The organism is Citrobacter sp. Cpo103 (genome assembly GCF_030332605.1).
Taxonomy (GTDB): domain Bacteria; phylum Pseudomonadota; class Gammaproteobacteria; order Enterobacterales; family Enterobacteriaceae; genus Citrobacter; species Citrobacter portucalensis.
This window is the reverse complement of record NZ_JAOWHO010000023.1, coordinates 122,484-149,444: the sequence shown is the minus strand read 5'-3', so window position 1 is coordinate 149,444 and position 26,961 is coordinate 122,484. Positions and strand designations below refer to the sequence as shown.

Below are 26,961 nucleotides of genomic sequence, written 5' to 3'. Positions count from 1 at the left end.
TTAGTGATGCTGAAGCGTTTCTTTATTACAGGTACAGACACTTCTGTTGGGAAGACCGTGGTTTCCCGCGCATTACTACAAGCGTTAGCGTCAGGGGGTAAAAGCGTTGCGGGTTACAAACCTGTGGCCAAAGGCAGCAAAGAGACGGCCGAAGGTCTGCGCAACAAAGATGCACTGGTACTGCAAAGTGTGTCATCTATCGAGCTGCCCTATGAGGCGATTAACCCAATTGCGTTGAGCGAAGATGAAAGTAGCGTGGCGCATAGTGGTCCGGTCAATTACACCCTGTTATCCAACGGTCTCGCAAGCCTCAGCGAAAAAGTTGATCACGTTGTCGTGGAAGGCACCGGAGGCTGGCGGAGCTTGATGAACGATCTGCGTCCGTTATCGGAGTGGGTGGTGCAGGAACAACTGCCGGTGCTGATGGTAGTGGGTATCCAGGAAGGCTGTATTAATCATGCGATCCTCACCGCGCAGGCGATAGCCAGCGACGGACTGCCGTTGATTGGCTGGGTTGCGAATCGCATTAATCCTGGGCTGGCGCATTATGCGGAAATCATTGATGTGCTGGGTAAAAAATTACCTGCACCGCTGATCGGTGAACTGCCTTATCTGCCTCGTGCAGAGCAGCGTGAACTGTCGCAGTACATCCGCCTGTCAATGCTCGGCAGCGTGCTGTCGGTAGATAGAGTCGTGGCGTAACGTACGCGACAGCACCGACGCCAGGACACAGGCAATCAGTAATCCGGGGAGCAGGCGATACTCCCCGGTCATTTCACAAACCATCAACGTCGACATTATTGGTGCATGCGTGGTAGCCGCCAGCAGCGTGGCCATCCCCGTTAATCCCAGCAAAATGGCAATTTCATCCGAGCCTGGAAGCCATAATCCCCATACCTGACCCAGCAACATGCCCACCGACAAGCCGACAAACAGCGTTGGCGTAAACACGCCACCTGGCGCACCGGATCCACTGCTGGCAAGCACCGCCAGTAATTTGCAGATAAAAATCCCGCTAACCACGGCCAGCAGCGGTGGTGAAAGTAAATATGACTGCACCACGCTGTAGCCATTACCCCAGACCGCTGGCGTGAGCAATGAAAGCAGGCCAACGATCAGCCCGCCAAGCGCCAGTTGCCACGGCGGCGAGAGTTTTAAGCGCAAAAATACATTATGGCTGGCAGTCATCAACCACATGAAGAGCGGTCCGCAGATGCCAGCAGCCAGACCGGTGCTGACAATCATAACGTATTCCAGAGCATGTAATTCCCGCGACAGGTGCACGGTATACAGCAGCGCATTGCTGTCGCTAAGCAGATTGGTGGTGAGTAATGCGACTACGGCGGATACCACTACCGGTCCCAGTGAGGCGAGGATCAGCGTGCCAAACAATACTTCGGCAATAAATAAACTGCCCGCCAGCGGGGCATGATAGGCTCCAGCCATACCTGCAGCAGCGCCGCAGGCAATCCATAACTTCCATTCTGTACGCGGGGTAAAGCGTTGAGCAAAGCAGGAGGCCGCCAGGGCCGCCAGTAAAATCATGGCACCTTCACGTCCGATGGCACTCCCGCTGGCGACGACCAGTAACGAGGCCAGCGATTTCACCAGGCTTGCACTGACGTCAAATTGTCCGTCGGTTTGCAGGGCTTCCATATAATCAGTGGGAGCCTGCGGACGTAAACGGTTAAATTTTTGCCAACCCCACAGTAGTAATCCAGCCGCCAGGCCGCCGAGTGCAGGTGTAAGCATACGCCTTAAAGGCGAAAGGTTTGTCGCTGCGTTGACCAGACTTCCCGTGTTGTTGCTCAGAAACAACCATTCGAGAAGCAGCATGGCATGACGAAATCCTGCGACGGCCAGCGCAGCAAGGACGCCAATCAACGCGGCGATCAGCAGGCGGCGGAACATGGCACGCAGGTCAGGGTAAGCATGTAAATGATGCATGAGTGGCCAGACTGGAAAATTCAGACGCTCTATTTTGCGGCTATTAGGCAACAGAAGCAAAAGCTCAGCGTGCGCAACAGGATGATGCACCACAGGCAGGACAATTCCTGCCTGTGACGAAATTAACGGAACAAAGGCTTATCGGCTACCGGGATCAGTAACTGTGATTGCCACTGTGCCAGCGTCAGACGCGCCAGCTCACCCAGCGCCTGGTAGAACGGGTGGTCGGCTTTTTCGATAAACACATTAAGAAAGCGTGATGACCATGGGAAGAGATGCCAGGCCAGCAGTTGCTCGCACTCGGTGTGGCGTTCGTTCTCGGCAAGCCAGGCCGTCAGCAACAGCAGCGAACCAAAGTGATCTTCTGGCTCATTTTGCTGCATCGCAAACTGGATGCCGTTGTCCCGCATCCACTGACGTAATGCCAGCGTGGAGTCGCCAAACAACACGTTTTCACGATCCAGCCAGACGGATCCCCATGGCGGAGAAGGGAGCGCATAAGGACCAACAAACAGACGTTGCCAGGCCTGCGGGAGAGACTCATCGGCCTCAGCCTGAAACTGAGCGGCTAACGGCGAAAGCGTTGTCTTTTCAAGCGGCCACTGCGCCTGCCAGCCATCGGTTCTTAACGCACTGACCAGTGCCGAAGCTTCGGCACTGTCTGGGGCATAGTAAAACAGCGCGCCGAGCACACGCGCTGCAGTAGAAAAGTTGTCTCGTTGTGAAAAATGGGTCATGCAAACAATCCTGAACAGTGCGGGTTGCCCCGCACCCGAAAGTTAACCTGCGACAGCCATTCCGACTGTCATATGTAAACCGTAAAACAATCCGCGGCCAATGATTTCACCGACAAGCACCAGAATTAATCCGAGTGCCAACCCGCCAACGGACGGTCCTTTGCAACGGATCAACGGACATATCCAGCAACCCAGACCCGCAGCCAGCAGCAGGACTCGCCAGACCTGTAAACTGCCGTAGTCGGGAACCAGCGCGCTGGCGGATTGTACCGAACTGTGGATCTCGCCGAGTGACAGTCCCTGCAGCACAATAACCGCCACGGTCACCAGCAGGGCCAGCACGCTGATACCGGCGAATCTGGCGGCGTTAAAAGAAACACCTGCAGCACGCAGCAGCAGAGCGGCAAATAGCGGTCCACTGAGCAGCATCGTCATGAAAAATGCCAGTGTAGTATAGCCGTTATACCAGGTTGGGACGGTGTCTATCTGGTAGACGTTGGTCATCGCAAAGACAAATACCAGGCCCAGCAGCATGCTCAACAGCAGCCAGATTTTACCTAACGCTGCGGGCATTTTACCGAGAAACGCCACCAGCCACCACAGGCCACCGACGGCGAAAAACAGTGAACCACCGGCGATTTCGTTACTCAGCGCCGATGCGCCAATTCTGTTCAGTGAGTTAAACGCGCGCAGCGGCGAACCTAAATGCATGACCGAGGCGAGAAAGGCGATGCCCATCACCAGCCAGAGAAAAAACATACTGCGAACGATACGTCGTTTTACCAGCCCATCCTTAGCGGTCAGCCAGCCGTAACCACTTACGATCAGCGCCCCGGCTACGCACTGTCCCAGCACCGTGAACAGTACCAGCGGCCATTCATGCCATCCATTTCCCATTTTACACCTCCTTTGGATTAGCCAGAAAACCCGTGGTATCCCCGGTCGGGCGGCAATTGGCGTTTGGTTTGATCACAATATTTGGTTTGGTGAAGTGCGCACCCGGCAGCGGGGCGACGGCAGCCAGTTCACCATGTTTTTTGCGCAGTTCGTCGATGGGGCCAAAATCCAGCGCACGCAGCGGACAGGACTCGACGCAGATGGGCTTTTTGCCGTCTGCCGCGCGTTCATGGCAGCCATCACACTTGGTCATATGTCCTTTCGCAGCATTGTACTGTGGCGCACCGTACGGGCAGGCCATATGACAGTAGCGACAGCCAATGCACACGTCTTCATCGACCACCACAAAACCATCCTCACGCTTATGCATCGCACCACTTGGACAAACCTTGGTGCAGGCCGGATCCTCGCAGTGGTTACATGAGATGGAGAGATAGTAGGCAAAAACGTTCTGGTGCCAGACGCCGTTGTCTTCCTGCCAGTCACCACCTGCGTATTCGTAAATCCGCCGGAAACTGACGTCAGGAGTGAGGTCTTTGTAGTCTTTGCAGGCCAGCTCGCAGGTTTTGCACCCGGTGCAACGACTGGAATCAATAAAAAATCCATACTGAGTTGTCATGGGTTAGTCCTTAAACCTTCTCGATCTCGACCAGATTAGTATGCTGTGGGTTACCTTTTGCCAGCGGTGAAGGGCGCTGTGTTGTCAGCGTATTGACGCAGGCGCCATGGTCAATCTTGTCGCCGGCCATATCTGCATCGTGCCATGCACCCTGGCCCATTGCGCTGACGCCAGGCAGGATCCGTGGCGTCACTTTGGCCGGAATACGTACTTCCCCGCGATCGTTAAAGACCCGCACCATATCGCCATTTGCAATACCACGCTTTTGGGCATCGACGGGATTGATCCACACTTCCTGACGACAGGACGCCTGCAGAACATCGATATTGCCGTAGCTGGAGTGCGTACGGGATTTGTAATGAAAGCCAAACAACTGCAGCGGAAATGCGCTGCGTTTGGGATCGTCCCACCCTTCAAACGTGGAGGCGTAGACGGGAAGCGGGCTAATTACTTCGTCCTTTTGCAACTCCCAGGTGTTGGCAATTTTCGCCAGTCGGCTGGAGTAAATTTCAATCTTTCCAGAGGGTGTTTTGAGCGGATTGGCCTGCGGATCGTCGCGGAATTTTTTATAAGCGACAAAATGCCCGTTAGGATCTTTGCGTTTATAGATCCCCATTTTTTTCAGCTCGTCATAAGAAGGGAGCGCGGGGTCCTTGGCCAGCATTTTTGCATACAGATACTGGAGCCACTGTTCCTGAGTACGGCCTTCCGTAAACCGTTGATAGATATCATTGCCAAGGCGTTTGGCGACTTCGCTCATTATCCAGTAGATCGGTTTGCGTTCGAACTTCGGTGACGTCGCGGGTTGAATAAAAATGAGGTATCCCATGTTGCCTGCATAGTCGTTAGGAATGATGTCTTCCTGTTCGACGGTCATTAGGTCCGGCAGCAGAATATCGGCATATTTCGCCGAAGATGTCATGAAATTTTCGATGACCACTATCATTTCGCATTTCGTATCATCCTGAAGGATCTCATGCGTTTTATTGATATCTGAGTGCTGATTAGTAATGGTGTTGCCCGCGTAGTTCCAGATAAATTTAATCGGTACATCGAGCTTATCCTTCCCGCGCACGCCATCGCGGGTTGCGGTCATTTCCGGACCCCGGGCGATGGCGTCGGTCCAGCTAAAGCAGGATATCTGGGTCTTGATGGGATTATCCGGCAGCGGCATACGTTCAATCGTGATGGTGTAGGTTGATTCTCGCGCACCGCTATTGCCGCCGTTGATGCCAACGTTGCCGGTCAGGATTGGCAGCATTGCGATCGCGCGCGAAGTCAGTTCGCCGTTAGCCTGACGTTGTGGACCCCAACCCTGACAAATATACGCCGGTTTTGTACTACCGATTTCCCGTGCCAGTTTAATGATGCGCTCGGCCGGGATCCCTGTGACATGCGAGGCCCATTGGGGCGTTTTAGCGACACCGTCATCGCCATTGCCAAGTATATAGGCCTTGTAATGTCCGTTAGCGGGAGCGTCAGCGGGTAGGGTTTTCTCGTCATAACCGACGCAATATGTGTCGAGGAACGCCTGGTCGACGAGATCTTCGTTAATCAGGACCCAGGCGATTCCCGCCACCAGTGCGGCATCGGTTCCCGGACGGATAGGGATCCACTCATCTTCACGACCCGCAGCGGTATCGGTATAACGCGGGTCGATGACGATCATGCGGGCGTTAGAACGCTCCCGGGCCTGCTCAAGGAAGTATGTTATGCCACCGCCGCTCATGCGCGTTTCGGCAGGGTTATTGCCGAACATCACCACCAGCTTCGTGTTTTCAATGTCGGATGTACTGTTGCCGTCATTTGAGCCGTAGGTGTAAGGCATTGCCGCCGCGATTTGTGCGGTACTGTATGTGCCGTAATGGCTCAGGAATCCGCCATAGCAGTTCATCAATCGAGCGACCAGCGAGGCATAAGGGGAGGAGCGAGTAATATTGCCGCCGACAATGCCAGAGGTGTAGTTGATATACACGGCCTCATTACCGTATTTCTGTACGGTATTTTTTAAACTGGTGCTGATGGTATCCAGTGCTTCCTGCCAGGTTATGCGTTTGAATTTACCCTCACCGCGTTTGCCCACGCGCTTCATAGGATAATTGAGGCGATCCGGATGATTGATCCGTCGACGGATTGAGCGTCCACGCAAACAGGCGCGCACCTGGTGCTGACCATAAATATCGTCTCCGGTCGTATCAGACTCCACCCATACGACTTCGTCATCTTTGACGTGGAGTTGCAGGGCACAACGACTTCCGCAGTTCACGGAACAAGCACCCCAAACCACTTTCTCTTCAGCCGGTTGTATCGCCTGTTGTACCGCAGCAGCAGCTGCGGTGCGCATCCCAAAAGGTAACGATAACCCGCCAGCGGCAAGCGCCAACGAACCTATAGCCGAGGATTTCACTAACATCCTGCGGCTAATACTTCCATATCGCTCAGTATCAGACATAACTCACTCCATTATAGTTATCGCTATATATTAATATCTATAGCGAAATTAATAGCATGCTAATAATAGAGTGAGTTTACCCATTTATGAGTATGGCATTTTAATGCATATCAAACTGGAGTAACCCTCCGCGTACGGAGGGTATGATTTATTGCGGTTCGGCGACGTGCCCGTCCTGTGCAGGCGAGCTGTTGGCAGGGGCGTTTCCACTGTTAGTCCGGGTGTAGAGAATTTTGTGCGTATCGTTTGCACAATGTCCTACCACCAGTGAATCAGGTTGATCGGCCTGATCGTTGGGGACAATGTTCAGCGTAAAGCTGGACTCTGCGACGCCATTATTGATGATGCGCTGCTCGATATCGCTTTTCACGCGTTCGCATGACGCGGGCGCCGCCAGAACCAGTGGGGATGCAACTGCCAGTAGGATCGCAGCAATTCCTGTTACGTGTTTCATCATCAGCTCCTTTATGATCGACATAGACTAAGATTAGCATTTCTGGTGTAAATAACTGTATTTGCTAATATGATTGAGAATTATCTTCTTATCCCGGTGAAAAATGTGAAGAAACAGACCCTGTTAGGTTTCCTGTGTGTCGTGCTGGTTGGGTGTGATAATGCCAAAGGGCTGGTTTCCTTTACGCCGGAAATGGCCAGTTTTTCCAATGAATTTGATTTCGATCCGCTGCGCGGGCCGGTGAAAGATTTCAGTCAGACGCTGCTCAACGACAAAGGTGAGGTCACCAAGCGCGTCGCTGGTACCCTGTCACAGGAAGGGTGTTTCGATACACTTGAACTGCACGATATCGAAAACAATACCGGTATGGCGCTGGTCCTGGATGCTAACTACTATCGGGATGCCGAAACGCTGGAAAAAAAGATCCGCTTACAAGGTAAATGCCAGCTAGCGGAACTGCCTGCTGCCGGTGTGGTGTGGGATACCGACGATAACGGCTTTGTCGTTTCCGCCACGGGGAAAGAGATGAAGGTGCAGTATCGATATGATGCCGAAGGCTACCCGCTGGGTAAAACAACCGTCAGTAAGGACAATACCTTACAGGTTGATGCCAAACCGTCGGTCGACCCGTTGAAGAAGCTGGATTACACCGCGGTGAGCCTGCTCAACAATCATCCGTTAGGCAATGTCAAACAAACGTGCAAATACGATGAATACGCAAATCCGGTCAACTGCCAGCTCGTTATCGTTGACGAGAGCGTGAAGCCGGCAGTTGAACATCATTACTCGATTGAAAACACTATCGATTACTACTAATCGCCTTTACTGAGCGGTAGGTTGCAACAGGTTAGGGCCTGCCGTTTTGTGTTCTGCCAGATACTGCTGCTGGAAGATGCACATGCGGATAGTGTTGCGGTATTGGCCGTTGATAAAGAATTCATGAATCAGCTCGCCTTCCACCATAAAACCGAGTTTACGGTAAATGTGGATAGCCTTTTCGTTCTCTTTATCGACGATCAGATACAACTTATAGAGGTTGAGCACGGTAAAGCCGTAATCCATCGCAAGCTTAGCCGCCCGTGAGGCCAGACCCTTCCCCTGATATTCCGGCGAAATAATGATCTGAAATTCGGCCCGGCGGTGCACATGGTTAATTTCAACCAGCTCCACCAGCCCGGCTTTTTCACCGTCGCACTCCACCACGAAGCGACGTTCGCTTTGGTCGTGGATATGTTTGTCATACAGGTCTGACAGCTCAACAAACGCTTCGTAAGGCTCTTCGAACCAGTAGCGCATTACGCTGGCATTATTATCAAGCTGATGGACGAATCGTAAATCTTCACGCTCCAGCGGGCGCAACTTAACACTGAGGGCGCTAGTCATATCGTATCCTTTCAATATCCTTCAAAGTGCAATGATTATGGGGCAACGGTGCGGCCAGTACGGCGGTCGAGGCAGCGCAGGGTGTTAGGTTCCCAGTATGCATTAATATTAGCGCTCTGCTCGCACTTATCACGGCTATCAAAGGCCGTATCGGCTTTGTCCCATTCTTTCTCTGCACGTTTATTGACTTTCTGGCGAAGCTGGCGCGTATCGTTCCATTGTTCCTTTTCCATTGCGGCTTGTTGACGACTTTGCGCACTGTCTCCGGATTCAATGACCAGTTTACTGGTTTCAGCAAATGCGGAAGAGGTGTACACAGCCGCAGCCAGCGTCAGCATAGCCGTCAGGCACAGGCGTTTGGTCAGTGTAATTTTCATGGTGAATTCCTTTTATGGGAAAGGGTAAAAACGATAAAACAGGGTTAAATTCTACACTATTCCAGTTTGCGGGCATACCCACCCGGTAGATATGGATACGTTAACGAGATTCTGTCGTATCATGGTTAAACCGAAGGTAACTGAATAACATCAATGCTTAAGACCACATTTCTTTTTTTCGTCACCGCGTTATGCGAAATCATTGGCTGCTTTTTACCCTGGCTCTGGCTTAAGCGAGGGGCTACAGCCTGGTTGCTGATACCCGCCGGGGTATCACTGGCTGTATTCGTCTGGTTGCTGACGCTGCATCCGGCAGCCAGCGGGCGTGTATACGCAGCCTATGGCGGTGTTTACGTGGTGACCGCGCTGCTATGGCTACGCATTGTCGATGGTGTAAAACTCAGTTTATATGACTGGTCTGGCGCGCTGGTGGCATTGTGCGGCATGTTGATCATTGTGGCTGGATGGGGGCGCGCATAGCGCCTTTTTTGTGATCAAACAGCGTTTTTTTGATCTTTATACTTGTATGGTAGTAGCTCAGTTGAGTAAATTTCCTGCATCACAAGAACAGATGTAGGGAATAAGAAATGAAGATTGTTGGGGCTGAAGTGTTTGTCACCTGTCCTGGGCGTAATTTTGTAACGTTGAAAATTACCACAGAAGATGGGATCACCGGGCTGGGAGATGCCACGTTAAATGGACGCGAGTTGTCCGTGGCGTCGTATCTGAAAGATCACGTGTGTCCGCAGCTTATTGGTCGCGATGCGCATCGTATTGAGGACATCTGGCAGTTTTTCTACAAAGGTGCGTACTGGCGTCGTGGTCCGGTCACCATGTCGGCGATTTCTGCGGTGGATATGGCTCTCTGGGACATCAAAGCGAAAGCGGCGAATATGCCGTTGTACCAGTTGCTCGGCGGTGCTTCTCGTGAAGGGGTTATGGTCTACTGTCACACCACAGGCCATACCGTTGATGACGTACTCGAAGATTATGCGCGTCATAAAGAAATGGGCTTTAAAGCTATTCGCGTGCAGTGCGGCGTGCCGGGTATGAAAACCACTTACGGTATGTCTAAAGGCAAAGGACTGGCCTACGAACCCGCCACCAAAGGGCAATGGCCGGAAGAGCAGTTGTGGTCAACGGAGAAATACCTGGATTTCACACCAAAATTGTTTGCTGCCGTGCGTGACAAGTTTGGTTTCAACGAACATCTCCTGCACGATATGCACCACCGTCTGACGCCAATTGAAGCGGCCCGTTTTGGCAAAAGCATTGAACAGTACCGTTTGTTCTGGATGGAAGACCCAACGCCAGCTGAAAACCAGGAGTGCTTCCGCCTGATCCGCCAGCATACGGTCACGCCGATTGCGGTAGGGGAAGTGTTCAACAGTATCTGGGACTGTAAACAGCTTATTGAAGAACAACTGATCGACTATATCCGCACCACCATCACCCATGCGGGTGGTATCACCGGTATGCGCCGGATTGCCGATTTCGCGTCGCTGTATCAGGTTCGTACCGGTTCACATGGACCTTCCGATCTGTCGCCTGTGTGCATGGCCGCCGCGCTGCATTTTGATCTGTGGGTGCCGAACTTCGGCGTACAGGAATATATGGGCTATTCCGAGCAAATGCTGGAAGTGTTCCCACATAACTGGACCTTTGATAACGGCTATATGCACCCAGGAGACAAACCTGGTCTTGGGATCGAGTTTGACGAAAAACTGGCGGCGAAATATCCGTATGACCCTGCATATCTGCCCGTTGCTCGCCTGGAAGATGGCACGCTGTGGAACTGGTAAATATAAATTTTACGTACGAAAGATGTTGATTAACCCAATACCCTACAGAAGGTTAAACTTATGGTTAGTTCAGTCGATATTAAAGATAACGTAGATAATAAGCCCATTATTCGCCGAGTGGCTTCAGCATCCGCAATTGGTACAGCAGCTGAGTATTATGATTTTTTTGCATACGGGACAGCTGCTGTACTCTTTTTTGGTCATTTATTTTTCCCAAGTGATGATCCGTTAATAAGTACTCTCGCTGCTTTTGCAACCTATGCTGTTGGTTTCCTCGCAAGACCATTAGGAGGAATTGTCTTTGGTCATATTGGCGATAAGGTTGGGCGTAAAAAAGCACTGGTTATTACCATATTAATTGTAGGTTTGGGGACGTTTTGTATCGGGTTATTACCTACATATGAGAAAATTGGTGTCTGGGCTCCAGCTTTACTTATTTTTATTCGTGTATTACAGGGATTTGGTGTTGGAGGAGAGCAAGCCGGTGCAGTACTGATGACTGCTGAATATTCTGAACCCAAAAATCGTGGATTTTTTTCCAGTTGGGTTCAAATTGGTGCCCCGGTTGGTTTTCTTCTGCCGTTAGCACTCTTTGCGCTGTTAAATGCCACACTTTCTCCAGAGGCAATGATGGATTACGGGTGGCGTATACCGTTCCTTTTGAGTCTGTTACTGGTTATTGTAGGGCTGTTTATCCGCTTAAAAATTGATGAGTCACCGGTCTTTGCTCAGATTAGGGAGACAAAAGCAGAAGAATCACGTCCATTAGTTGAAGTTATCCGCGATTTTCCTGGCATTGTTGTCAAGGGGGTCTGTGCGAAACTAATTGAAGCTTGCACATTTGCAATGTTCACAGTGATTGTTTTGGCTTACGGTAAGGCAAACAATCTTGATGCTAATATTTTGATGGAGACAATGATCGTTGCGGTCATAATAGAAATCATTGCAATACCGTTGATGGGGTCGCTATGCGATAAAATTGGACGTAAACCAGTTTATATTATCGGCGCGTTGCTGCAGGTCGTTATGATTATTCCTTTCTTTCTTGCGATTAATCAGGATAGTTTTTGGCTTACACAAATAGTAATGATCCTGGTTCTGAGTATTGGGCATAGTATGTGCTACGCACCTCAGGCCTCTTATTTTCCAGAGCTTTTCCCAACTCATATTCGCTGTAGCGGAATAGCATTAATTTGGCAACTGGGGTCGCTAATAGGCAGCGGGATTCTTGGCTTAGTAGCAGTAAAAATTCTGCAAGTAACAGGTGGACATTACTATGGACTTGCAACCTATGTGATTGTGCTTGGAGTTATTTCAATTATTGGTTTGTTGATGATGCCGGAAACTGCACCGCAAAGACTTAAACGTGAATATCAGCAGTGGCAGAAACACTAATATCGATTGGCGGCAGTATGCCGCCAAACTCACCGATTTTGGTTCATAACTCAATAAATGATGTCATACCAATCATAAAAAGCTTAATGCAAATCAAAACATACAACCATACAGGCGTTACTCTGGAACAGTCCTGATTTCATTTATAAGTAGGCCATACCATGCAAAACAAGCTCTTAGCGGCTAAGGCTGCACTTCCTGACTACGATCGTACAAAACTGGTTCCGCGTATTGTTCATCTGGGGTTTGGCGCGTTTCACCGCGCACATCAGGGTGTTTACGCTGACATTCTGGCCGCCGATCACGGCAGTGACTGGGGTTACTGCGAAGTGAACCTGATTGGCGGCGAGCAGCAGATTTTCGATCTGAAACAGCAAGATAATCTGTATACCGTTGCAGAGATGTCTGCTGATGCCTGGACTGCGAGAGTCGTGGGCGTGGTGAAAAATGCATTGCATGCGCAGGTTGATGGTCTGGAAAGCGTACTGGCAGCGATGTGTGAACCGCAGGTCGCGATCGTTTCCCTGACCATCACCGAGAAAGGATACTGCCATTCTCCGGCGACCGGCCAACTGATGTTAGACAATCCAATGATTGCAGCCGATCTGCAAAACCCCAAACAGCCTAAAACTGCGCCGGGCGTGGTGGTTGAAGCCCTGGCTCGTCGCAAAGCTGCGGGTTTAGCCGCCTTTACCGTGATGTCCTGCGATAACATGCCAGAAAACGGTCATGTGATGCGCAATGTTGTCACTGCATATGCCCGAGCGGTGGATATGGAACTGGCCGCGTGGATCGAACAACATGTGACATTCCCATCAACCATGGTTGACCGCATTGTCCCGGCAGTTACGCAGGAGACACTGGACAAAATTGAACATATCACCGGTGTACGCGACCCGGCAGGCGTGGCATGCGAACCGTTCCGCCAGTGGGTAATTGAAGATAGCTTTGTTGCCGGCCGTCCTGAATGGGAAAAGGCCGGGGCGGAACTGGTGGCTGATGTCATTCCGTTTGAAGAGATGAAACTGCGTATGCTCAACGGCAGCCACTCTTTCCTTGCGTATCTTGGGTATCTGGCGGGATATCAACATATTAACGATTGCATGGGTGATGAAAACTATCGTCTTGCTGCACGTGCGCTGATGTTGCAGGAACAAGCACCTACGCTGAAAGTAAAAGGTGTTGACCTACAGCGCTACGCCGATCTGTTAATTGAACGCTACAGCAATCCGGCGCTGCGTCATCGTACCTGGCAGATCGCCATGGACGGTAGCCAAAAACTGCCGCAGCGTATGCTTGATTCCATTCGTTGGCACATTGTGCACGGTAGTGACTTTGCGCTGCTGGCACTGGGTGTCGCTGGCTGGATGCGTTACGTCGGTGGTGTGGATGAACAGGGCCAGGCGATTGAAATTAGCGATCCATTGTTGCCGGTGATCCAGAATGCCGTGCGTAGCAGTAACGAGGGCGAAGAGCGCGTTCAGGCGCTGCTGGCAATTGATGCTATTTTTGGTCGCGAACTGCCGCAGGTTGAGCTGTTCAACCGTCAGGTCACACAAGCGTATCTTACTTTACTGGCTGAAGGGGCGAAGGCGACGGTTGCGAAGTATGCAGCAAAACTGATGTAACGAAGATTATGCTTTATGTCGCCATCTGGCTTGCAACGGCCAGATGGCGCTGTGTTTTCTGGCATTCACACCAATTAGTTCATGCCTAAACGAATCAGCTCGAGGGGGGCGTATTTGCCTTCACATCCTTCGATTTCCACTGTTTTCCCGCGGCGAATCTGCTCAGCGGTCAGGCCATCGGTATCTATCGCTGTAATGCGGCCTGTGAGTCCGGTGTCGCTGATCATGACGCGGCTGCCAGTGGTGATTGCGTTACGGTTACGATCGTATGTTTTCATGGTGTTTTCTCCTTTCCAACTTACCGTCAAAGCCCGTGGGCTTTTAGTCCCACGTAACGGGCGCAATATAAATACGCTTCTCGTTAATGATTTTTTTTGTTTTCGATCAAAATCACAGCTTTTTTTATGCAGTTATGCGGGAGAGGGGAAAACGCAGGAGAAACTCACCCCGGAGTGAGGTGAGCGTAGTATTAATCTTCGCTGAACCAGTCGCTATTTTCCTGACGAATAAGCTGAACGGACTCACCAATTTCCTGAAGATGGAGCATCATTGCGCGCTCGACCGCATCGCCATCATGCTTCTCAAGGGCGGCAAAGATATCGTGATGCTGGCGTAGCAGCATTTCAGGCGGGGAAATATGATCCAGGCTCATATAACGAACGCGGTCAATTGTAGCCTTTATATTCTCAACGGTATCCCAGGCGAGTTGGCACTCGGCGATTAAAGCCAGTTTCTGATGAAACTCATCATCAAGCTGGAAGAAATCATTAATCTGTTTTCGGTCAATTGCGATGCGCTGCTGATGCAAATTCTGTTCAAGCTGATAGCACTGTTGATCGTTGATCAGCGATGCGGCGCGGCGTACCACGGCACATTCAATTGCCTGGCGAACAAAACAGCCGTTTTGCACCTGCGACAGCGAAATTTTATTCACGTAGCTGCCACGCTGCGGGCGGATCTGAATCAGACCGTTCTCAGCCAGTTTGATGAATGCTTCTCGTACCGGCTGGCGTGACACATTAAATCGTACAGAAACCTCTTTCTCCGACAGCGGTGTACCGGGTGCAATCAGACAATGCACGATATCACGGCGAAGAATACGGTAAATCTGTTGATTTACTGGTTGTGTAGGGTTGAGCTGCGTTTCTACGGTCATTCATTCTTACTTTTTAGAGAGTTAACCCGGATATTTTATCACTTCTTTCAGGCTATCTATACCCGGCACAAGGCCGGGCAGAGAAATTAGCTCCGGTGGATACTCAGCCCGGCAAAAGACTGTGTGACAGGCATCATTTCAAGGGTGTTGATATTGACATGAGCCGGTAAAGAAGCCACCCACCATACCGCTTCTGTAACATCTTGCGGAGTCAGCGCCGTGGTATTTTCGTAGGCTTTTTCAGCTTTGGCGTCATCACCTTTAAAACGGACATTAGAGAACTCCGTACCGCCAACCAGACCCGGCTCGATGTCGGTAACGCGAATTGCAGTGCCGTGTAAATCAGTACGTAAATTCAGGCTAAACTGGCGAACAAACGCTTTAGTCGCACCGTAGACGTTACCGCCAGCGTATGGCCAACTGCCCGCGGTAGAACCGATATTGATAATATGACCGCGGTTGCGTTCAACCATACCAGGCAGAACGGCACGGGTCATATAAACCAGCCCCTTGTTGTTGGTGTCGATCATATTCTCCCAGTCTTCAATGCTGGCCTTGTGAGCAGGCTCAAGGCCCAGCGCCAGACCTGCGTTGTTGACCAGAACATCAATATTGCGCCATTCTGCGGGTAAGGCGTCCATCATCTCTTCAATCGATGCACGATTACGTACGTCCAGTTGCGCGGTATAGAGGCGGTCACCCAGCTCATCTTTGAGCTCTTGCAGGCGCTCCTGGCGGCGTCCGGTGGCAATAACTTTATGCCCATTCTCAATAAAACGACGCGTAATGCACTCACCAAAACCTGCGGTTGCTCCGGTTACTAAAACGATCATCTCACTGTTCCTCAACGCTTTTTATGTAGTACTACCATAGCACGTCATTTCCGTTCAGAGCTATTCCTGCGTAACGCGATTGCGGTTGATTCCCGGGAAGTCTACTCTGGTAAACAAATCGTTTTCAGGAGTGGAAGATGTCGTTAACGAATCCCTTTTTACACCACAGCACATTGCCGTATCAGGCCCCGCAGTTTGATCAGATAGAGGTGCAGCACTATCGCCCAGCGTTCGATGAAGGCGTGCGGCAAAAACGTGCAGAGATCGAGGCGATTGTGCAAAACCCGCAGGCCCCTGATTTTGCCAATACGTTGCTGGCGCTTGAACAAAGTGGCACGCTGCTCACACGCGTAACCAGCATTTTCTTCGCGATGACGGCGGCACACACCAACGATGAACTACAGCGCCTTGACGAAGAATTTTCCGCGGAACTGGCGAGCCTTGCCAATGATATTTATCTTAATGACGCGCTTTTTTCGCGCGTTGAAGCGGTCTGGCAACAGCGAGGTTCACTGGGGCTGGATAGCGAATCATCACGCTTGCTGGAGGTCATCCACCAGCGTTTTGTATTAGCCGGCGCGCGTCTGAATGAGGTCGATAAAGCGAACCTTAAAGCGCTCAATACAGAGTCCGCCACGTTGACCAGCCAGTTTAATCAACGTCTGCTGGCGGCGAACAAGTCCGGTGCTCTGGTGGTGGATGATGCACGTTACCTGGACGGACTCAGCGCAGAGGAAATTGCTGTTGCCGCCGAAGCTGCAAAGGAGAAAGGGCTTGAAGCGCGTTGGGTTATCCCGCTATTGAACACGACTCAGCAACCGGCGCTTGCGGCGTTACGCGATCGCCAGACCCGTGAGAATCTGTTCAACCGCGCATGGACGAGAGCAGAAAACAATGACGCTAACGATACTCGGGCGATTATTCAGCGACTGGTCGAGATCCGAATGCAGCAGGCGAAACTACTCGGTTTTGCCAATTACGCCGCCTGGAAAATTGCCGATCAGATGGCAAAAACACCGGAAGCTGCACTCAATTTCATGCGGGCGATTGTTCCCGCTGCGCGAGCCAGGGCATTGGATGAACAGGCCGAAATCCAGAATGTTATAAATCACGAAAAGGGGAAATTTAACGTCGAGGCCTGGGACTGGGCATTTTATGCCGAGCAGGTTCGTCGTGAGAAATATGCACTTGATGAGGCGCAGCTCAAACCTTACTTTGCCCTTGATACGGTGCTGAACGAGGGCGTTTTCTGGACAGCTAATCAACTCTTTGGCATAAAATTTATAGAACGGTTCGACATTCCTGTTTATCACCCGGATGTTCGGGTATGGGAAATATTCGATCACGATGGCGTAGGGCTGGCGTTATTTTACGGCGATTTCTTTGCCCGGGAATCGAAAAGCGGTGGTGCCTGGATGGGCAATTTTGTTGAGCAATCGCAACTCAATGAAACCCGGCCGGTTATTTACAACGTGTGTAATTATCAAAAACCGGCAAAAGGTCAGCCTGCATTGTTATTGTGGGATGATGTTATTACGTTATTTCATGAGTTTGGGCACACGTTGCATGGCCTGTTCGCCACTCAGCGTTATGCCACGCTTTCAGGGACCAACACTCCGCGTGATTTTGTTGAGTTTCCTTCGCAGATCAACGAACACTGGGCGAGTCATCCGCAGGTCTTTGCTCGTTTTGCTCGTCATGTTGATACCGGGGAGCAAATGCCACAGGCGTTGCGGGATAAGATGCAGCGGGCCAGCCTGTTTAACAAAGGTTACGACATGACCGAACTGCTCAGTGCCGCATTGTTGGATATGCGTTGGCACAGTCTGGAAAAGAGCGCGTTATCTCTTTCGGTCTATCAATTTGAACAGCAGGCGCTGGCGGCTGAAGGTTTGGATCTCAAGGCTGTGCCGCCTCGTTATCGCAGCAGCTATTTTGCCCATATCTTCGGCGGCGGTTATGCCGCAGGTTATTACGCCTATTTGTGGACGCAAATGCTGGCCGATGATGGCTATCAGTGGTTTGTAGAGCAGGGCGGATTAACTCGTGAAAACGGGCAAAAGTTCCGTGAAGCTATTTTGTCCCGCGGTAACAGTACTGATTTAGCTGAACTCTATCACCAGTGGAGCGGGCGCGATCCCCGAATGGAGCCGATGCTGGAACATCGTGGTTTGAGCGCGTAAGGTTTGTTCAGAGGGGGAAAGTCCTCAATTCAGCTTAGCTAAACATAATGACGCCGATAAATTCATCATTGTGCTGAAAAGGGAATTACGCTGTAGGCCGGATAAGCGAAGCGCCATCCGGCTGCTTGTAACAGATTGCCGGATGGCGGCGTAAACGCCTTATCCGGCCTACTGCTCACTATCGTTTCGTGCATTCCCAACCGGGTGTAACGCCCGGTTTTTATATTACCTAAGAAATAACCTTGCAATTTAGGTCTCTAATCGGAAAAAGATAGCTATAAAAAGCTTAAAGCATACACATCAGCTTTCTTAGCGGTTTTTATCTATCCGCGAAAATAAAAGGCTCAATGGCCGTGTTCAATTTGAGTCTGGTATGAACTGAGTGATGTACGCTATGCCGCGACCAGTGGCATAGCGCAATGCTATTGTTAATCGCGGCTTATTAATTACTATTAAAAAATTTACATAAATTTTCTTTTTTATCGTTAAGATAATTCCATCAGAAACGCTCGAACAGGGAGAGAGAACGTGATGATGAGAAATACGAAGGAAATAGATACAATTTTGATTGAGTTGAACAAGTCCATTGATGCCCACTACAAATGGCTGGTAAAGATGTTCCGCTGCGTGGTGTCTTCAGATGTAACACAGCCTGATATTATGGGTGAAAACTCGCATTTTGTTTGTCGATTTGGACTGTGGCTTAATAATCAATCGCGGTACAATGAGGATGATTGTAGTTACGTGAGCAAGATAAGTGCCACTCACGAAAAGATGCATTTATTAGGCAAGGAGTTGCTATTGGCTATAGTGGAGAAACGTAGCCATTCATGGCATTTCGACAGTTTCCAGGACGCGCTTCTGGCATTTACCTCATCTGTAATGGACTACAAAATATATTTATTGAGTATCCGCAGTAATATCGATGTATTAACAGGTTTACCTGGCAGAAGAATGCTCGATGAGTCTTTTGATCGGCAGTTGCTCGACGCCGAACCGCTTAATCTCTATATATTGTTGTTGGATATCGATCGTTTTAAATACGTTAACGATACATACGGTCATCTGGTCGGTGACGTGGTATTGCGCGCTCTGGCATCAAATTTATTGTCATGGACGCGATATGATGAGGCGGCGTACCGTTACGGTGGAGAAGAGTTCATTATCATCATCAGAACAAAAACGGACGAGCAGGCATGCCAGGCGGGTTTGCGACTTTGTCGTCTGATTGGTCAGAAAAAAATTCCCTACGCTGAGGGAGAGATCGGTATCACGGTGACGGCAGGCATAACCCGGGTTCAACAGGGTGAAACGCTGGATACTGTGCTTGGTCGGGCCGACAGGGCGATGTATCAGGGGAAACAGACCGGCAGGAATCGCTGCATGTTTATGGATGAAAATGAGCAAATTGCGTTGGTGGACACCAATGACGGAACCTCGTATCCCCTCAGTGCGTGAGTTTTCGAAAAACGCTTTGAGGTAGTTGCGTTTCGTTTAACTTTCATTGGGGTTGTCGATGATAGGTTAGCTGACTATCCGTTATCTTCGCAGGGAATTGCCAGATAGCGTATAAAAGCAAAACACAAATCTATCCATGCAAGCATTTACCGCTGGTTTATCCGGCGGTTTTTTTTATCTGTAAATCAGGAAAAAGGCACAGCGAGTGCGATTCAGGTAAAAAAAATGGCCCCTTGTGCAGCTACGCAACAAGGGGCCGGGTCGGTGCAGGACTATCTCCGTTCATCAATCATCCCATCTGTGGCTAAAATACGCGGCCAGGAAACCGGAAAATAAAATAATTCCCAGAACAGCCATAAAAATATTCATATTACCCAGCATAGTAAATGCTCCTTTATCTGTGAGTTTCCTCTCTTACCTTAAGTTCACCTCGCTTATGACTATAGTAGCAATTCAATCTTAAACAAAGGCTGAACTGTGTGATTATTTCGACTGAAAAGTAAATTTTTGACATGATCACGTCGAATAAAATAAATAATAGTGACGAGACACATTTATCTGCGCACAAACAACCCTGTTTTTAAACCCTGAGACGCTGTTATGACGGTGTGCTGCTGATACAGATTGTTGCACGTTTATAATGCAGAGTTGTCTCATGGTGGTTCAATTTTTCGTTTGATTAATCCTTTTGGCGGGAAAATGTAATACTGATTTTTGTGCGTGAGATGCTAATTTATTGATTTTATATGATATTTTAATATCTGGCATCGTTTTTGCCTTATCACTTCTGAACATCCTTAATTTGCACCGTTTTGTCTGCCCGGCTGCACCGGAGCTTTCAGCAAGTCTAATTTCAGGAGTGAAACTATGCAGCGTCGTACATTTTTAAAAGCTTTTGCACTTTCTGCCTCTGTTGTCGCAATGGGCGTGAGTTTTAGCGTTCAGGCAGCCGACACCATTAAAGTTGGCATCATGCATTCGTTATCCGGCACGATGGCCATATCCGAAACGCCGCTAAAAGATGTGGCGTTGATGACCATCGATGAAATAAATGCTCAGGGCGGTGTGTTGGGTAAAAAGCTGGAACCGGTGGTGGTTGACCCGGCCTCGAACTGGCCGTTATTTGCTGAAAAAGCAAGACAACTGCTGAGTCAGGACAAGGTGGCGGCAGTTTTCGGCTGCTGGACATCGGTTTCGCGTAAATCGGTTCTACCGGTATTTGAAGAGTTGAACGGTCTGCTGTTTTACCCGGTGCAATATGAAGGTGAGGAGATGTCGCCTAACGTCTTCTATACTGGCGCAGCCCCCAATCAGCAGGCGATCCCAGCGGTTGAGTATCTGATGAGTGAGGACGGCGGTAGCGCGAAACGCTTCTTCCTGCTGGGCACAGATTATGTTTATCCGCGCACGACCAACAAAATTTTACGCGCCTTTTTGCACTCAAAAGGGGTCGCCGATAAAGACATCGAAGAGGTGTACACCCCATTCGGACACAGCGATTACCAGACCATTGTCGCCAGCATTAAAAAATTCGCCGCAGGGGGAAAAACGGCGGTGGTATCAACCATCAATGGGGATTCTAACGTACCGTTCTATAAAGAGTTAGCGAATCAGGGGCTGAAAGCCACCGATGTGCCGGTGGTGGCTTTTTCCGTGGGTGAGGAGGAGCTACGCGGTATTGATACCAAACCGCTGGTGGGCAACCTTGCCGCCTGGAACTACTTTGAGTCCGTCGATAATGCGGCCAACAAGAAGTTTGTCGCTGATTACCGGGCGTATGCCAAAGCGCACAAATTACCGAATGCTGATTCGGTAGTGACGAACGACCCAATGGAAGCCACATATGTTGGCCTGCACATGTGGGCGCAGGCGGTAGAAAAAGCCGGAACTACCGATGTGGATAAAGTTCGTGCTGCTATGGCGGGGCAATCCTTCGCTGCACCATCAGGTTTTACCCTGACCATGGATGCGACCAACCATCACCTGCATAAACCCGTCATGATTGGCGAGATTGAAGGCAACGGCCAGTTTAACGTGGTGTGGCAAACCGATGAGCCGGTCCGCGCCCAGCCGTGGAGTCCGTACATCGCTGGTAATGATAAAAAATCTGAACAGCCTGTGAAAACCGCCAGCAACTGATCTAACGCCCTCCTGCGGGAGGGTAATGCTTTGGAGAACGCTCATGAAAGCTATGCGCTTGATTCGTGGTGTGTTGTTGCTGATGTGGTTTTTGCCGTGGATAGCCCAGGCCGCAGATGCTGATTCCTTTACCGCCGCCAACCGTGCTCAGCAGGCCGCCTTGCTTGAACAATGGGCGGTGAATCCCGACGTTCAGCGCATCCCGCTGCTCAGCGCGCTGCGAGATGAGAACCTGCTGACCGATAACACGAAAAATGCCTTCATCATGAACGGCTCGCACGTACAGCCGTTAGGAACAGCGACAGCCCCAAACGGCGAGCTAAAAAAAACTCGCCTGACTAACCGCCTGCGTAATTTGGTAGCCGGAGCGTTGGCTGTCCATCAGCTTTTAAGTGACAGTGTCACGGTAAGGGGAGAGGCAGCTCGTACATTACAGCGTGAGGCGCAGCCGGGCATGCTGCCGTTTTTACAACAACGACTGGCTCAGGAGTCAGATGGTGATGTGAAATCCGCACTCGCTATTGCACTGGCAAATCTGCAACTGAGTAGCACCTCGCCGGAGGTCAGGCTTCAGGCAATCGAACTATTAGGGGCGTCAAATGATCCTGAAACTCAGGCGCGCCTGCAGCCATTCACCCGGGCTGAACATGAACCCGATGCCCGAGTGCGTGCTGCCGCTGACGAAAGTCTGAATTCCATCTCGCATCGCATGAAGGTTGGGGATCTTCTAGGGCAGGCTTTCATGGGACTGTCACTGGGTTCTATTTTGCTGCTGGCGGCATTGGGTCTGGCGATAACCTATGGATTGCTCGGCGTCATCAATATGGCGCATGGCGAGATGTTAATGCTCGGGGCGTACTGTACCTGGATGGTGCAACAGTTGATGGGGCAGTTTTTCCCGCACGGGTTAGCCTGGTATCCGGTTATTGCACTTCCGGTCGCCTTTTTGCTGACTGCGGCAGTAGGAATGCTGCTCGAGCGAGGGGTGATACGCCATTTATATGGCCGTCCGCTTGAAACGCTACTGGCGACCTGGGGTATCAGCCTGATGCTCATCCAACTGGTGCGAATGACTTTCGGCGCGCAAAACCTGGAAGTCGCCAATCCGGCATGGCTTTCCGGCGGTATTCAGGTTTATGCCAATCTGATATTGCCATGGAACCGAATAGTGGTGCTTGGCTTTGCCATGCTGGTGCTGTTCTTCACCTGGCTGCTGTTGAATAAAACGCGCCTCGGGCTGTGCGTGCGTGCCGTGACGCAAAATCGCAATATGGCGGCCTGCTGCGGCGTACCCACCGGACGAGTCGATATGCTGGCCTTTGGCCTTGGTTCAGGAATTGCCGGTCTGGGAGGCGTGGCGCTCTCGCAACTAGGTAACGTAGGACCGGAGCTGGGGCAAAGCTACATTATCGATTCGTTTTTGGTGGTGGTACTGGGCGGCGTTGGACAGCTTGCCGGGAGCGTGGCTGCGGCATTTGGGCTGGGGATCTTCAATAAAATTCTGGAGCCTCAGGTGGGGGCGGTTCTCGGCAAAATCATGATCCTGGTGCTGATCATTCTGTTTATTCAGAAACGACCTCAGGGACTGTTCGCGCTGAAAGGGAGGGTTATTGACTGATGACGATGCCAATGACAATAACGCTGGCGCGTAAAGCGCCGCGTGCAACACGCGTGCTGGGTCTGGGCTTACTGCTGGCGTTGATTATTTTGCCGTTTCTTGCGCTGTTACCCGCGGAGCATCCGCTGGCCATATCGGTGTGGACGTTGACGCTGGCCGGGAAAATTCTCTGCTATGCCATTGTGGCCGTTGCGCTGGATCTGGTGTGGGGCTATGCCGGAATGCTCTCGCTGGGACACGGTATCTTTTTCGCGCTGGGGGGCTATGCGATGGGAATGTACCTGATGCGTCAGGCTTCCGGCGAAGGATTACCGGCCTTTATGTCATTCCTGTCGTGGAGCGAGCTGCCCTGGTTTTGGTGGGGGACGCAACATTTTCTCTGGGCGATGCTGCTGGTTGTTCTGGTGCCGGGCCTGCTGGCGCTGGTATTTGGTTGGTTTGCCTTCCGTTCAAAAATCAAAGGGGTCTATTTCTCCATCATGACCCAGGCCCTGACTTTCGCCGGAATGCTGCTGTTTTTCCGCAATGAAACCGGCTTTGGTGGAAATAACGGTTTTACCGGTTTTACCACCATTCTGGGGTTTCCGGTGACCGCGACGTCCACCAGGATCGCGCTGTTTCTGGCGACGGTTATGCTGCTGGTGCTGGCAATATGGCTGGGACTTGCGCTGGCCCGCAGTAAGTTTGGTCGTATTCTGACCGCCGTGCGTGATGCCGAGAACCGTCTGATGTTCTGTGGTTACGATCCGAAAGGTTTCAAGTTACTGGTGTGGACGCTTTCAGCTGTACTGTGCGGCCTGGCCGGGGCGCTTTATGTCCCGCAGGTAGGGATTATCAACCCCAGCGAAATGTCGCCGACCAACTCGATTGAAGCGGCGATTTGGGTTGCTCTGGGCGGACGTGGAACCCTGATCGGCCCGGTATTTGGCGCAGTACTGGTGAACGGTGCTAAAAGCCTGTTTACCGTCATTATGCCGGAATACTGGCAGCTGTTTCTTGGCCTGATCTTTATTGGCGTTACGCTTTTTTTACCTAGTGGTGTGATTGGCCTGTTTCGCAAAGGAGACAAATAATGCAGCCGGATGAAGGACTTTTTACACGCCAGATGCCGGGCGATCGGTTTCGCGAACAAACGGACCCGGTACTCCAACTGGAAAAAATTAACGTTAATTTCGACGGATTCCAGGCGTTAACGGATCTCTCGCTCAATATTGGCGTCGGGGAACTGCGCTGTATTATTGGCCCCAACGGCGCCGGGAAGACGACGTTAATGGATGTCATAACCGGTAAAACCAGACCGCAAAGTGGTCGTGCGATATACGACCAGTCGACCGATTTAACAACGCTGGATCCCATCGCCATCGCGCGTCAGGGGATTGGACGGAAATTTCAGAAGCCCACGGTATTTGAAGCATTAACGGTGGAGGAGAACCTGGAGCTGGCGCTGAAAAATGATAAATCTGTCTGGGGTTCTCTACGGGCACGACTCTCAGGCGAACAACGGGATCATATTGATGAAGTACTGGCGCTGTTGCGGCTGGGTAATGAGCGGACCCGCCGCGCCGGACTGCTTTCGCATGGGCAAAAACAGTTTCTCGAAATTGGCATGCTGCTGGTGCAGGAGCCGCATTTACTGCTACTGGATGAACCCGCGGCGGGGATGACGGATGCGGAAACGGAATACACGGCGGAGCTGTTTCGCCAGCTTGCCGGTAAGCACTCTCTGATGGTTGTTGAGCACGATATGGGATTTGTTGAAACCATTGCCGATCGCGTCACAGTATTACATCAGGGACGTGTCCTCGCTCAGGGGAGCCTTCGCGATGTGCAGGCCAACGAGCAGGTTATTGAAGTCTATCTCGGGCGTTAAGGAGTTCATATGCTGCAGGTGAAAGAACTAAATCAATATTATGGTGGCAGCCATATTCTGCGCGGGGTGAGCTTTGAAGCGCGTATCGGCGAGGTGACATGCCTGCTGGGGCGTAACGGCGTGGGGAAAACAACACTACTAAAGTGTCTGATGGGGATTATTCCGGCCCGTAGCGGAAGCGTGCTCTGGCAGGATAAAAATGTCACTCACTGGAAGCCGCATCAGCGGGTCAGGGCCGGTGTGGCGTATGTCCCACAGGGGCGTGATATTTTTCCGCGTTTGACGGTAGAAGAGAATCTGCTGCTCGGTCTTTCCCGTTTTTCAGCACCGGAGGCCCGGCATGTGCCAGATGATATTTACGCGCTCTTTCCGGTTTTACAGGAGATGAAGCATCGGCGAGGCGGAGATTTGTCCGGCGGGCAACAGCAGCAACTGGCGATTGGGCGAGCGCTGGCAAGTCGCCCACAGCTGTTGATCCTCGATGAGCCCACCGAAGGGATTCAGCCTTCGGTAATTAAAGAGATTAGTCAGGTTATTTCTCAACTGGCGCACCGGGGTGATATGGCCATTTTGCTGGTGGAGCAGTTCTATGATTTTGCGCAGCAGCTAGCCGACAAATACCTGCTGATGTCGCGGGGCAGCATTATTCAACGCGGCGACGGTAAAAATATGGAGGCCGAGGGCGTACGGGGACTGGTTGCAATCTGAGGTATGCGACAGAGCGGTTTCGGCTCTGTCGCTATACTCATCAGCAGACTGCCGTCTGCCCCCAGGGCTTGGCGCGCATGCCTTTTATCATGAGCGCCCAGGCAAGAACGATCGCCACTATCAGCGCGACAAACAGCGACCATGGCGGCAATGTGGTTAAAATGACGCCGCTGACTAATGGGTTAACCGCTGCGCCAAGCCAGCCCAACGACTGGGCGGAAAAATAGCTGGCTTTCATGCCTGCTGGCGCGATGTTGTCGATAAGCATATATTCGCCCGGCGCGTAAATGACTTCGCCGATAGTGAAAAAGGCAGCAGAAATTCCCCATAACAACAGACTGTTGCCGGAAAAGGCGAAACCGATCAGGCCAACGACAAAGAAGACTGTACCCATTGTCATTAACGGGCGGATATTCGTGGCGGTGAGCCTGCGGCCAAGTGCGTATTGCAGTGATACTACGATGGCGGCGTTCACGGGCAGGACCACCGCCACGACTTTCTCGGCAAAATCGCCATCGGCGACCACCATAACGTATTGTGAAATACAGGACGCAAAAGCACCGCCAACAAACGATGCCAGAAAGGCCGACAACGTAAACCAGAATAATGCCCGGTCGCGCAGGAGTACCGAAGGGGACCACACCGCGGCGTTTAAACCTTCTGATGGTGCTGTTGAACGTTTTACCCAGGTCTGGATAAACACCAGTGGCAATGCTGAACAGGCGGCAGCCAGCCAGAATGGCAGGTTAATGCTTTGCATCACCAGCAGCGTGCCCAGCGGTGGACCAACGGTCCAGCCAATATTCAGCACGGTATAGTTAAGCGAGAAAATTTTAGTCTTGTTGGTAGCAGACAGATTATCGGCAAACCAGGCCTTCAGCACCGTGGCGAAGACGGAGTAGGCACAGTTGATCAGAGCAAAGAGCAAAACCACGACCACCACGTTATGCACCAGTGGGATCGCAATAAAGCCGGACGCAAAGCCACAAATTGCCAGCAGCATAAAGCGTTTTTTTTCAAATTTATCGGCCAGGATGCCGAATCCAAGACTGAAAACGACGCCAATAGTCAGTGCTACTGTCATTGCATAACCGATCAGATCGACACCCAGGCCATACTGACGACTGAGGTAAATCGTCATGAATGGCAGAGTGGCGCCACGGCCAATTGTTAATAACAAAGATGACGCGAGTAACGCGAGAGTGGACCTTCTCAGAGAGATATTCATTTTCCTGCCCGACAATGCATGTTGTTATGTTTTTTTTAGATATAAGAAACAAATAGCATGCTAAAACTGTGATGTAC

At 51.1% G+C, this 26,961-nt stretch carries 26 protein-coding genes; 13 read left to right on the top strand and 13 right to left on the bottom strand.

Going from position 1 to position 26,961, the window contains the following annotated elements:
* Window positions 1-6: 6 nt before the first annotated feature.
* Complete coding sequence (bioD, locus tag OGX89_RS06275; protein WP_126957142.1) at window positions 7-702, top strand: dethiobiotin synthase; 696 nt, start codon at window positions 7-9, stop codon at window positions 700-702.
* On the opposite strand, the gene clcB is transcribed toward bioD, so the two are convergent.
* The 6 genes from clcB to OGX89_RS06245 all read right to left on the bottom strand — a co-directional run bounded on the left by clcB (window position 658) and on the right by OGX89_RS06245 (window position 7,109).
* Window positions 658-1,947: a voltage-gated ClC-type chloride channel ClcB gene (gene clcB, locus OGX89_RS06270; RefSeq protein WP_032934569.1), complete on the bottom strand. Its 1,290-nt coding sequence runs from the start codon at window positions 1,945-1,947 to the stop codon at window positions 658-660. The genes bioD and clcB overlap by 45 nt on opposite strands.
* Window positions 1,948-2,069: 122 nt before the next feature.
* Window positions 2,070-2,684, bottom strand: a complete 615-nt coding sequence (gene dmsD / locus OGX89_RS06265) for a Tat proofreading chaperone DmsD (protein WP_063941575.1) — start codon at window positions 2,682-2,684, stop codon at window positions 2,070-2,072.
* Between the two features lie 42 nt (window positions 2,685-2,726).
* Complete coding sequence (locus OGX89_RS06260; RefSeq protein WP_126957144.1) at window positions 2,727-3,581, bottom strand: dimethyl sulfoxide reductase anchor subunit family protein; 855 nt, start codon at window positions 3,579-3,581, stop codon at window positions 2,727-2,729.
* 1 nt (window position 3,582) lies between these two features.
* Window positions 3,583-4,200: a DMSO/selenate family reductase complex B subunit gene (locus OGX89_RS06255; protein ID WP_126957146.1), complete on the bottom strand. Its 618-nt coding sequence runs from the start codon at window positions 4,198-4,200 to the stop codon at window positions 3,583-3,585.
* Window positions 4,201-4,210: 10 nt separating this feature from the next.
* Complete coding sequence (gene ynfE, locus OGX89_RS06250) at window positions 4,211-6,652, bottom strand: selenate/tellurate reductase subunit YnfE (protein WP_126957148.1); 2,442 nt, start codon at window positions 6,650-6,652, stop codon at window positions 4,211-4,213.
* Window positions 6,653-6,800: 148 nt separating this feature from the next.
* On the bottom strand, window positions 6,801-7,109 hold the full coding sequence (locus OGX89_RS06245) for a DUF1161 domain-containing protein (protein WP_126957152.1): 309 nt from the start codon (window positions 7,107-7,109) through the stop codon (window positions 6,801-6,803).
* 102 nt (window positions 7,110-7,211) lie between these two features.
* Here OGX89_RS06245 and OGX89_RS06240 point away from each other — a divergent pair, with 102 nt between their 5' ends.
* Entirely contained in the window at window positions 7,212-7,922 is a 711-nt protein-coding gene (locus OGX89_RS06240; protein WP_126957155.1) for a YnfC family lipoprotein, read from the top strand.
* Between the two features lie 6 nt (window positions 7,923-7,928).
* Here the strand turns inward: OGX89_RS06240 and speG are convergent, their stop codons facing one another.
* Both speG and OGX89_RS06230 read right to left on the bottom strand, forming a co-directional pair.
* Window positions 7,929-8,489 carry a spermidine N1-acetyltransferase gene (gene speG / locus OGX89_RS06235; RefSeq protein WP_003832900.1) on the bottom strand — a complete coding sequence of 187 codons (561 nt, stop codon included), beginning with the start codon at window positions 8,487-8,489 and terminating at the stop codon, window positions 7,929-7,931.
* A gap of 35 nt (window positions 8,490-8,524) precedes the next feature.
* Entirely contained in the window at window positions 8,525-8,866 is a 342-nt protein-coding gene (locus OGX89_RS06230; protein WP_003032382.1) for a DUF1283 family protein, read from the bottom strand.
* A gap of 153 nt (window positions 8,867-9,019) precedes the next feature.
* On the opposite strand from OGX89_RS06230, the gene OGX89_RS06225 reads away from it, so the two are divergent.
* The 4 genes from OGX89_RS06225 to OGX89_RS06210 all read left to right on the top strand — a co-directional run bounded on the left by OGX89_RS06225 (window position 9,020) and on the right by OGX89_RS06210 (window position 13,691).
* Entirely contained in the window at window positions 9,020-9,346 is a 327-nt protein-coding gene (locus OGX89_RS06225; protein ID WP_003832904.1) for a YnfA family protein, read from the top strand.
* A gap of 107 nt (window positions 9,347-9,453) precedes the next feature.
* Complete coding sequence (gene rspA / locus OGX89_RS06220) at window positions 9,454-10,668, top strand: starvation-sensing protein RspA (protein WP_003832907.1); 1,215 nt, start codon at window positions 9,454-9,456, stop codon at window positions 10,666-10,668.
* A gap of 60 nt (window positions 10,669-10,728) precedes the next feature.
* Window positions 10,729-12,063 (top strand): MFS transporter, encoded by a 1,335-nt coding sequence (locus tag OGX89_RS06215; protein WP_063941577.1) that lies wholly within the window; start codon window positions 10,729-10,731, stop codon window positions 12,061-12,063.
* 161 nt (window positions 12,064-12,224) lie between these two features.
* Window positions 12,225-13,691: a mannitol dehydrogenase family protein gene (locus OGX89_RS06210; protein ID WP_126957157.1), complete on the top strand. Its 1,467-nt coding sequence runs from the start codon at window positions 12,225-12,227 to the stop codon at window positions 13,689-13,691.
* A 74-nt stretch (window positions 13,692-13,765) separates the two neighbouring features.
* Here OGX89_RS06210 and ydfZ read toward each other — a convergent pair whose 3' ends face one another.
* From ydfZ to ydfG, 3 genes are all read right to left on the bottom strand, one after another.
* Window positions 13,766-13,969 (bottom strand): putative selenium delivery protein YdfZ, encoded by a 204-nt coding sequence (ydfZ, locus tag OGX89_RS06205; RefSeq protein WP_003032393.1) that lies wholly within the window; start codon window positions 13,967-13,969, stop codon window positions 13,766-13,768.
* A gap of 191 nt (window positions 13,970-14,160) precedes the next feature.
* A complete protein-coding gene (locus OGX89_RS06200) occupies window positions 14,161-14,847 on the bottom strand; it encodes a GntR family transcriptional regulator (protein WP_003032396.1) in 687 nt (228 codons plus the stop codon).
* Window positions 14,848-14,933: 86 nt separating this feature from the next.
* Window positions 14,934-15,680, bottom strand: a complete 747-nt coding sequence (gene ydfG / locus OGX89_RS06195) for a bifunctional NADP-dependent 3-hydroxy acid dehydrogenase/3-hydroxypropionate dehydrogenase YdfG (RefSeq protein ID WP_003832919.1) — start codon at window positions 15,678-15,680, stop codon at window positions 14,934-14,936.
* Window positions 15,681-15,817: 137 nt separating this feature from the next.
* Here ydfG and dcp point away from each other — a divergent pair, with 137 nt between their 5' ends.
* Together dcp and OGX89_RS06185 are read left to right on the top strand one after the other, a co-directional pair.
* Window positions 15,818-17,863, top strand: coding sequence for a peptidyl-dipeptidase Dcp (gene dcp, locus OGX89_RS06190; RefSeq protein ID WP_126957159.1), 2,046 nt, complete (start codon window positions 15,818-15,820; stop codon window positions 17,861-17,863).
* 531 nt (window positions 17,864-18,394) lie between these two features.
* The gene (locus OGX89_RS06185) at window positions 18,395-19,321 is read left to right on the top strand and encodes a diguanylate cyclase (protein ID WP_126957161.1); all 927 of its coding nucleotides are present in this window, start codon (window positions 18,395-18,397) and stop codon (window positions 19,319-19,321) included.
* Window positions 19,322-19,606: 285 nt separating this feature from the next.
* Here OGX89_RS06185 and mgtS read toward each other — a convergent pair whose 3' ends face one another.
* The gene (mgtS, locus tag OGX89_RS06180) at window positions 19,607-19,702 is read right to left on the bottom strand and encodes a protein MgtS (protein WP_003032406.1); all 96 of its coding nucleotides are present in this window, start codon (window positions 19,700-19,702) and stop codon (window positions 19,607-19,609) included.
* 486 nt (window positions 19,703-20,188) lie between these two features.
* Between mgtS and urtA the strand changes: the two genes are divergently transcribed.
* Genes urtA through urtE form a run of 5 tightly spaced genes read left to right on the top strand, consistent with a single transcriptional unit; the run spans window position 20,189 to window position 25,656 of the window.
* Entirely contained in the window at window positions 20,189-21,460 is a 1,272-nt protein-coding gene (gene urtA / locus OGX89_RS06175) for an urea ABC transporter substrate-binding protein (protein ID WP_003832925.1), read from the top strand.
* A 43-nt stretch (window positions 21,461-21,503) separates the two neighbouring features.
* On the top strand, window positions 21,504-23,078 hold the full coding sequence (gene urtB, locus OGX89_RS06170) for an urea ABC transporter permease subunit UrtB (RefSeq protein ID WP_126957163.1): 1,575 nt from the start codon (window positions 21,504-21,506) through the stop codon (window positions 23,076-23,078).
* Window positions 23,078-24,151 carry an urea ABC transporter permease subunit UrtC gene (gene urtC / locus OGX89_RS06165; protein WP_003832929.1) on the top strand — a complete coding sequence of 358 codons (1,074 nt, stop codon included), beginning with the start codon at window positions 23,078-23,080 and terminating at the stop codon, window positions 24,149-24,151. Before urtB ends, urtC begins: the two co-directional genes overlap by 1 nt.
* Window positions 24,151-24,948: an urea ABC transporter ATP-binding protein UrtD gene (gene urtD, locus OGX89_RS06160; protein ID WP_063941582.1), complete on the top strand. Its 798-nt coding sequence runs from the start codon at window positions 24,151-24,153 to the stop codon at window positions 24,946-24,948. Before urtC ends, urtD begins: the two co-directional genes overlap by 1 nt.
* Before the next feature lie 9 nt (window positions 24,949-24,957).
* Entirely contained in the window at window positions 24,958-25,656 is a 699-nt protein-coding gene (urtE, locus tag OGX89_RS06155; RefSeq protein WP_003832931.1) for an urea ABC transporter ATP-binding subunit UrtE, read from the top strand.
* Between the two features lie 40 nt (window positions 25,657-25,696).
* Here the strand turns inward: urtE and ydeE are convergent, their stop codons facing one another.
* Entirely contained in the window at window positions 25,697-26,884 is a 1,188-nt protein-coding gene (ydeE, locus tag OGX89_RS06150; protein WP_003832932.1) for an efflux MFS transporter YdeE, read from the bottom strand.
* Between the last annotated feature and the right edge of the window lie 77 nt (window positions 26,885-26,961).

Excerpts from the sequence above, each read along its gene's own strand:
- speG (WP_003832900.1), bottom strand. The coding sequence starts at position 8,489 with ATGACTAGCGCCCTCAGTGTTAAGTTGCGCCCGCTGGAGCGTGAAGAT.
- ydeE (WP_003832932.1), bottom strand. The coding sequence starts at position 26,884 with ATGAATATCTCTCTGAGAAGGTCCACTCTCGCGTTACTCGCGTCATCT.
- urtB (WP_126957163.1), top strand. The coding sequence starts at position 21,504 with ATGAAAGCTATGCGCTTGATTCGTGGTGTGTTGTTGCTGATGTGGTTT.
- OGX89_RS06245 (WP_126957152.1), bottom strand. The coding sequence starts at position 7,109 with ATGATGAAACACGTAACAGGAATTGCTGCGATCCTACTGGCAGTTGCA.
- dcp (WP_126957159.1), top strand. The coding sequence starts at position 15,818 with ATGTCGTTAACGAATCCCTTTTTACACCACAGCACATTGCCGTATCAG.
- ydfZ (WP_003032393.1), bottom strand. The coding sequence starts at position 13,969 with ATGAAAACATACGATCGTAACCGTAACGCAATCACCACTGGCAGCCGC.
- OGX89_RS06210 (WP_126957157.1), top strand. The coding sequence starts at position 12,225 with ATGCAAAACAAGCTCTTAGCGGCTAAGGCTGCACTTCCTGACTACGAT.
- OGX89_RS06225 (WP_003832904.1), top strand. The coding sequence starts at position 9,020 with ATGCTTAAGACCACATTTCTTTTTTTCGTCACCGCGTTATGCGAAATC.
- ydfG (WP_003832919.1), bottom strand. The coding sequence starts at position 15,680 with ATGATCGTTTTAGTAACCGGAGCAACCGCAGGTTTTGGTGAGTGCATT.
- OGX89_RS06255 (WP_126957146.1), bottom strand. The coding sequence starts at position 4,200 with ATGACAACTCAGTATGGATTTTTTATTGATTCCAGTCGTTGCACCGGG.
- rspA (WP_003832907.1), top strand. The coding sequence starts at position 9,454 with ATGAAGATTGTTGGGGCTGAAGTGTTTGTCACCTGTCCTGGGCGTAAT.
- OGX89_RS06185 (WP_126957161.1), top strand. The coding sequence starts at position 18,395 with ATGATGAGAAATACGAAGGAAATAGATACAATTTTGATTGAGTTGAAC.
- urtE (WP_003832931.1), top strand. The coding sequence starts at position 24,958 with ATGCTGCAGGTGAAAGAACTAAATCAATATTATGGTGGCAGCCATATT.
- urtA (WP_003832925.1), top strand. The coding sequence starts at position 20,189 with ATGCAGCGTCGTACATTTTTAAAAGCTTTTGCACTTTCTGCCTCTGTT.
- OGX89_RS06215 (WP_063941577.1), top strand. The coding sequence starts at position 10,729 with ATGGTTAGTTCAGTCGATATTAAAGATAACGTAGATAATAAGCCCATT.
- mgtS (WP_003032406.1), bottom strand. The coding sequence starts at position 19,702 with ATGCTGGGTAATATGAATATTTTTATGGCTGTTCTGGGAATTATTTTA.
- OGX89_RS06260 (WP_126957144.1), bottom strand. The coding sequence starts at position 3,581 with ATGGGAAATGGATGGCATGAATGGCCGCTGGTACTGTTCACGGTGCTG.
- dmsD (WP_063941575.1), bottom strand. The coding sequence starts at position 2,684 with ATGACCCATTTTTCACAACGAGACAACTTTTCTACTGCAGCGCGTGTG.
- bioD (WP_126957142.1), top strand. The coding sequence starts at position 7 with ATGCTGAAGCGTTTCTTTATTACAGGTACAGACACTTCTGTTGGGAAG.
- clcB (WP_032934569.1), bottom strand. The coding sequence starts at position 1,947 with ATGCATCATTTACATGCTTACCCTGACCTGCGTGCCATGTTCCGCCGC.
- ynfE (WP_126957148.1), bottom strand. The coding sequence starts at position 6,652 with ATGTCTGATACTGAGCGATATGGAAGTATTAGCCGCAGGATGTTAGTG.
- OGX89_RS06200 (WP_003032396.1), bottom strand. The coding sequence starts at position 14,847 with ATGACCGTAGAAACGCAGCTCAACCCTACACAACCAGTAAATCAACAG.
- urtC (WP_003832929.1), top strand. The coding sequence starts at position 23,078 with ATGACGATGCCAATGACAATAACGCTGGCGCGTAAAGCGCCGCGTGCA.
- urtD (WP_063941582.1), top strand. The coding sequence starts at position 24,151 with ATGCAGCCGGATGAAGGACTTTTTACACGCCAGATGCCGGGCGATCGG.
- OGX89_RS06230 (WP_003032382.1), bottom strand. The coding sequence starts at position 8,866 with ATGAAAATTACACTGACCAAACGCCTGTGCCTGACGGCTATGCTGACG.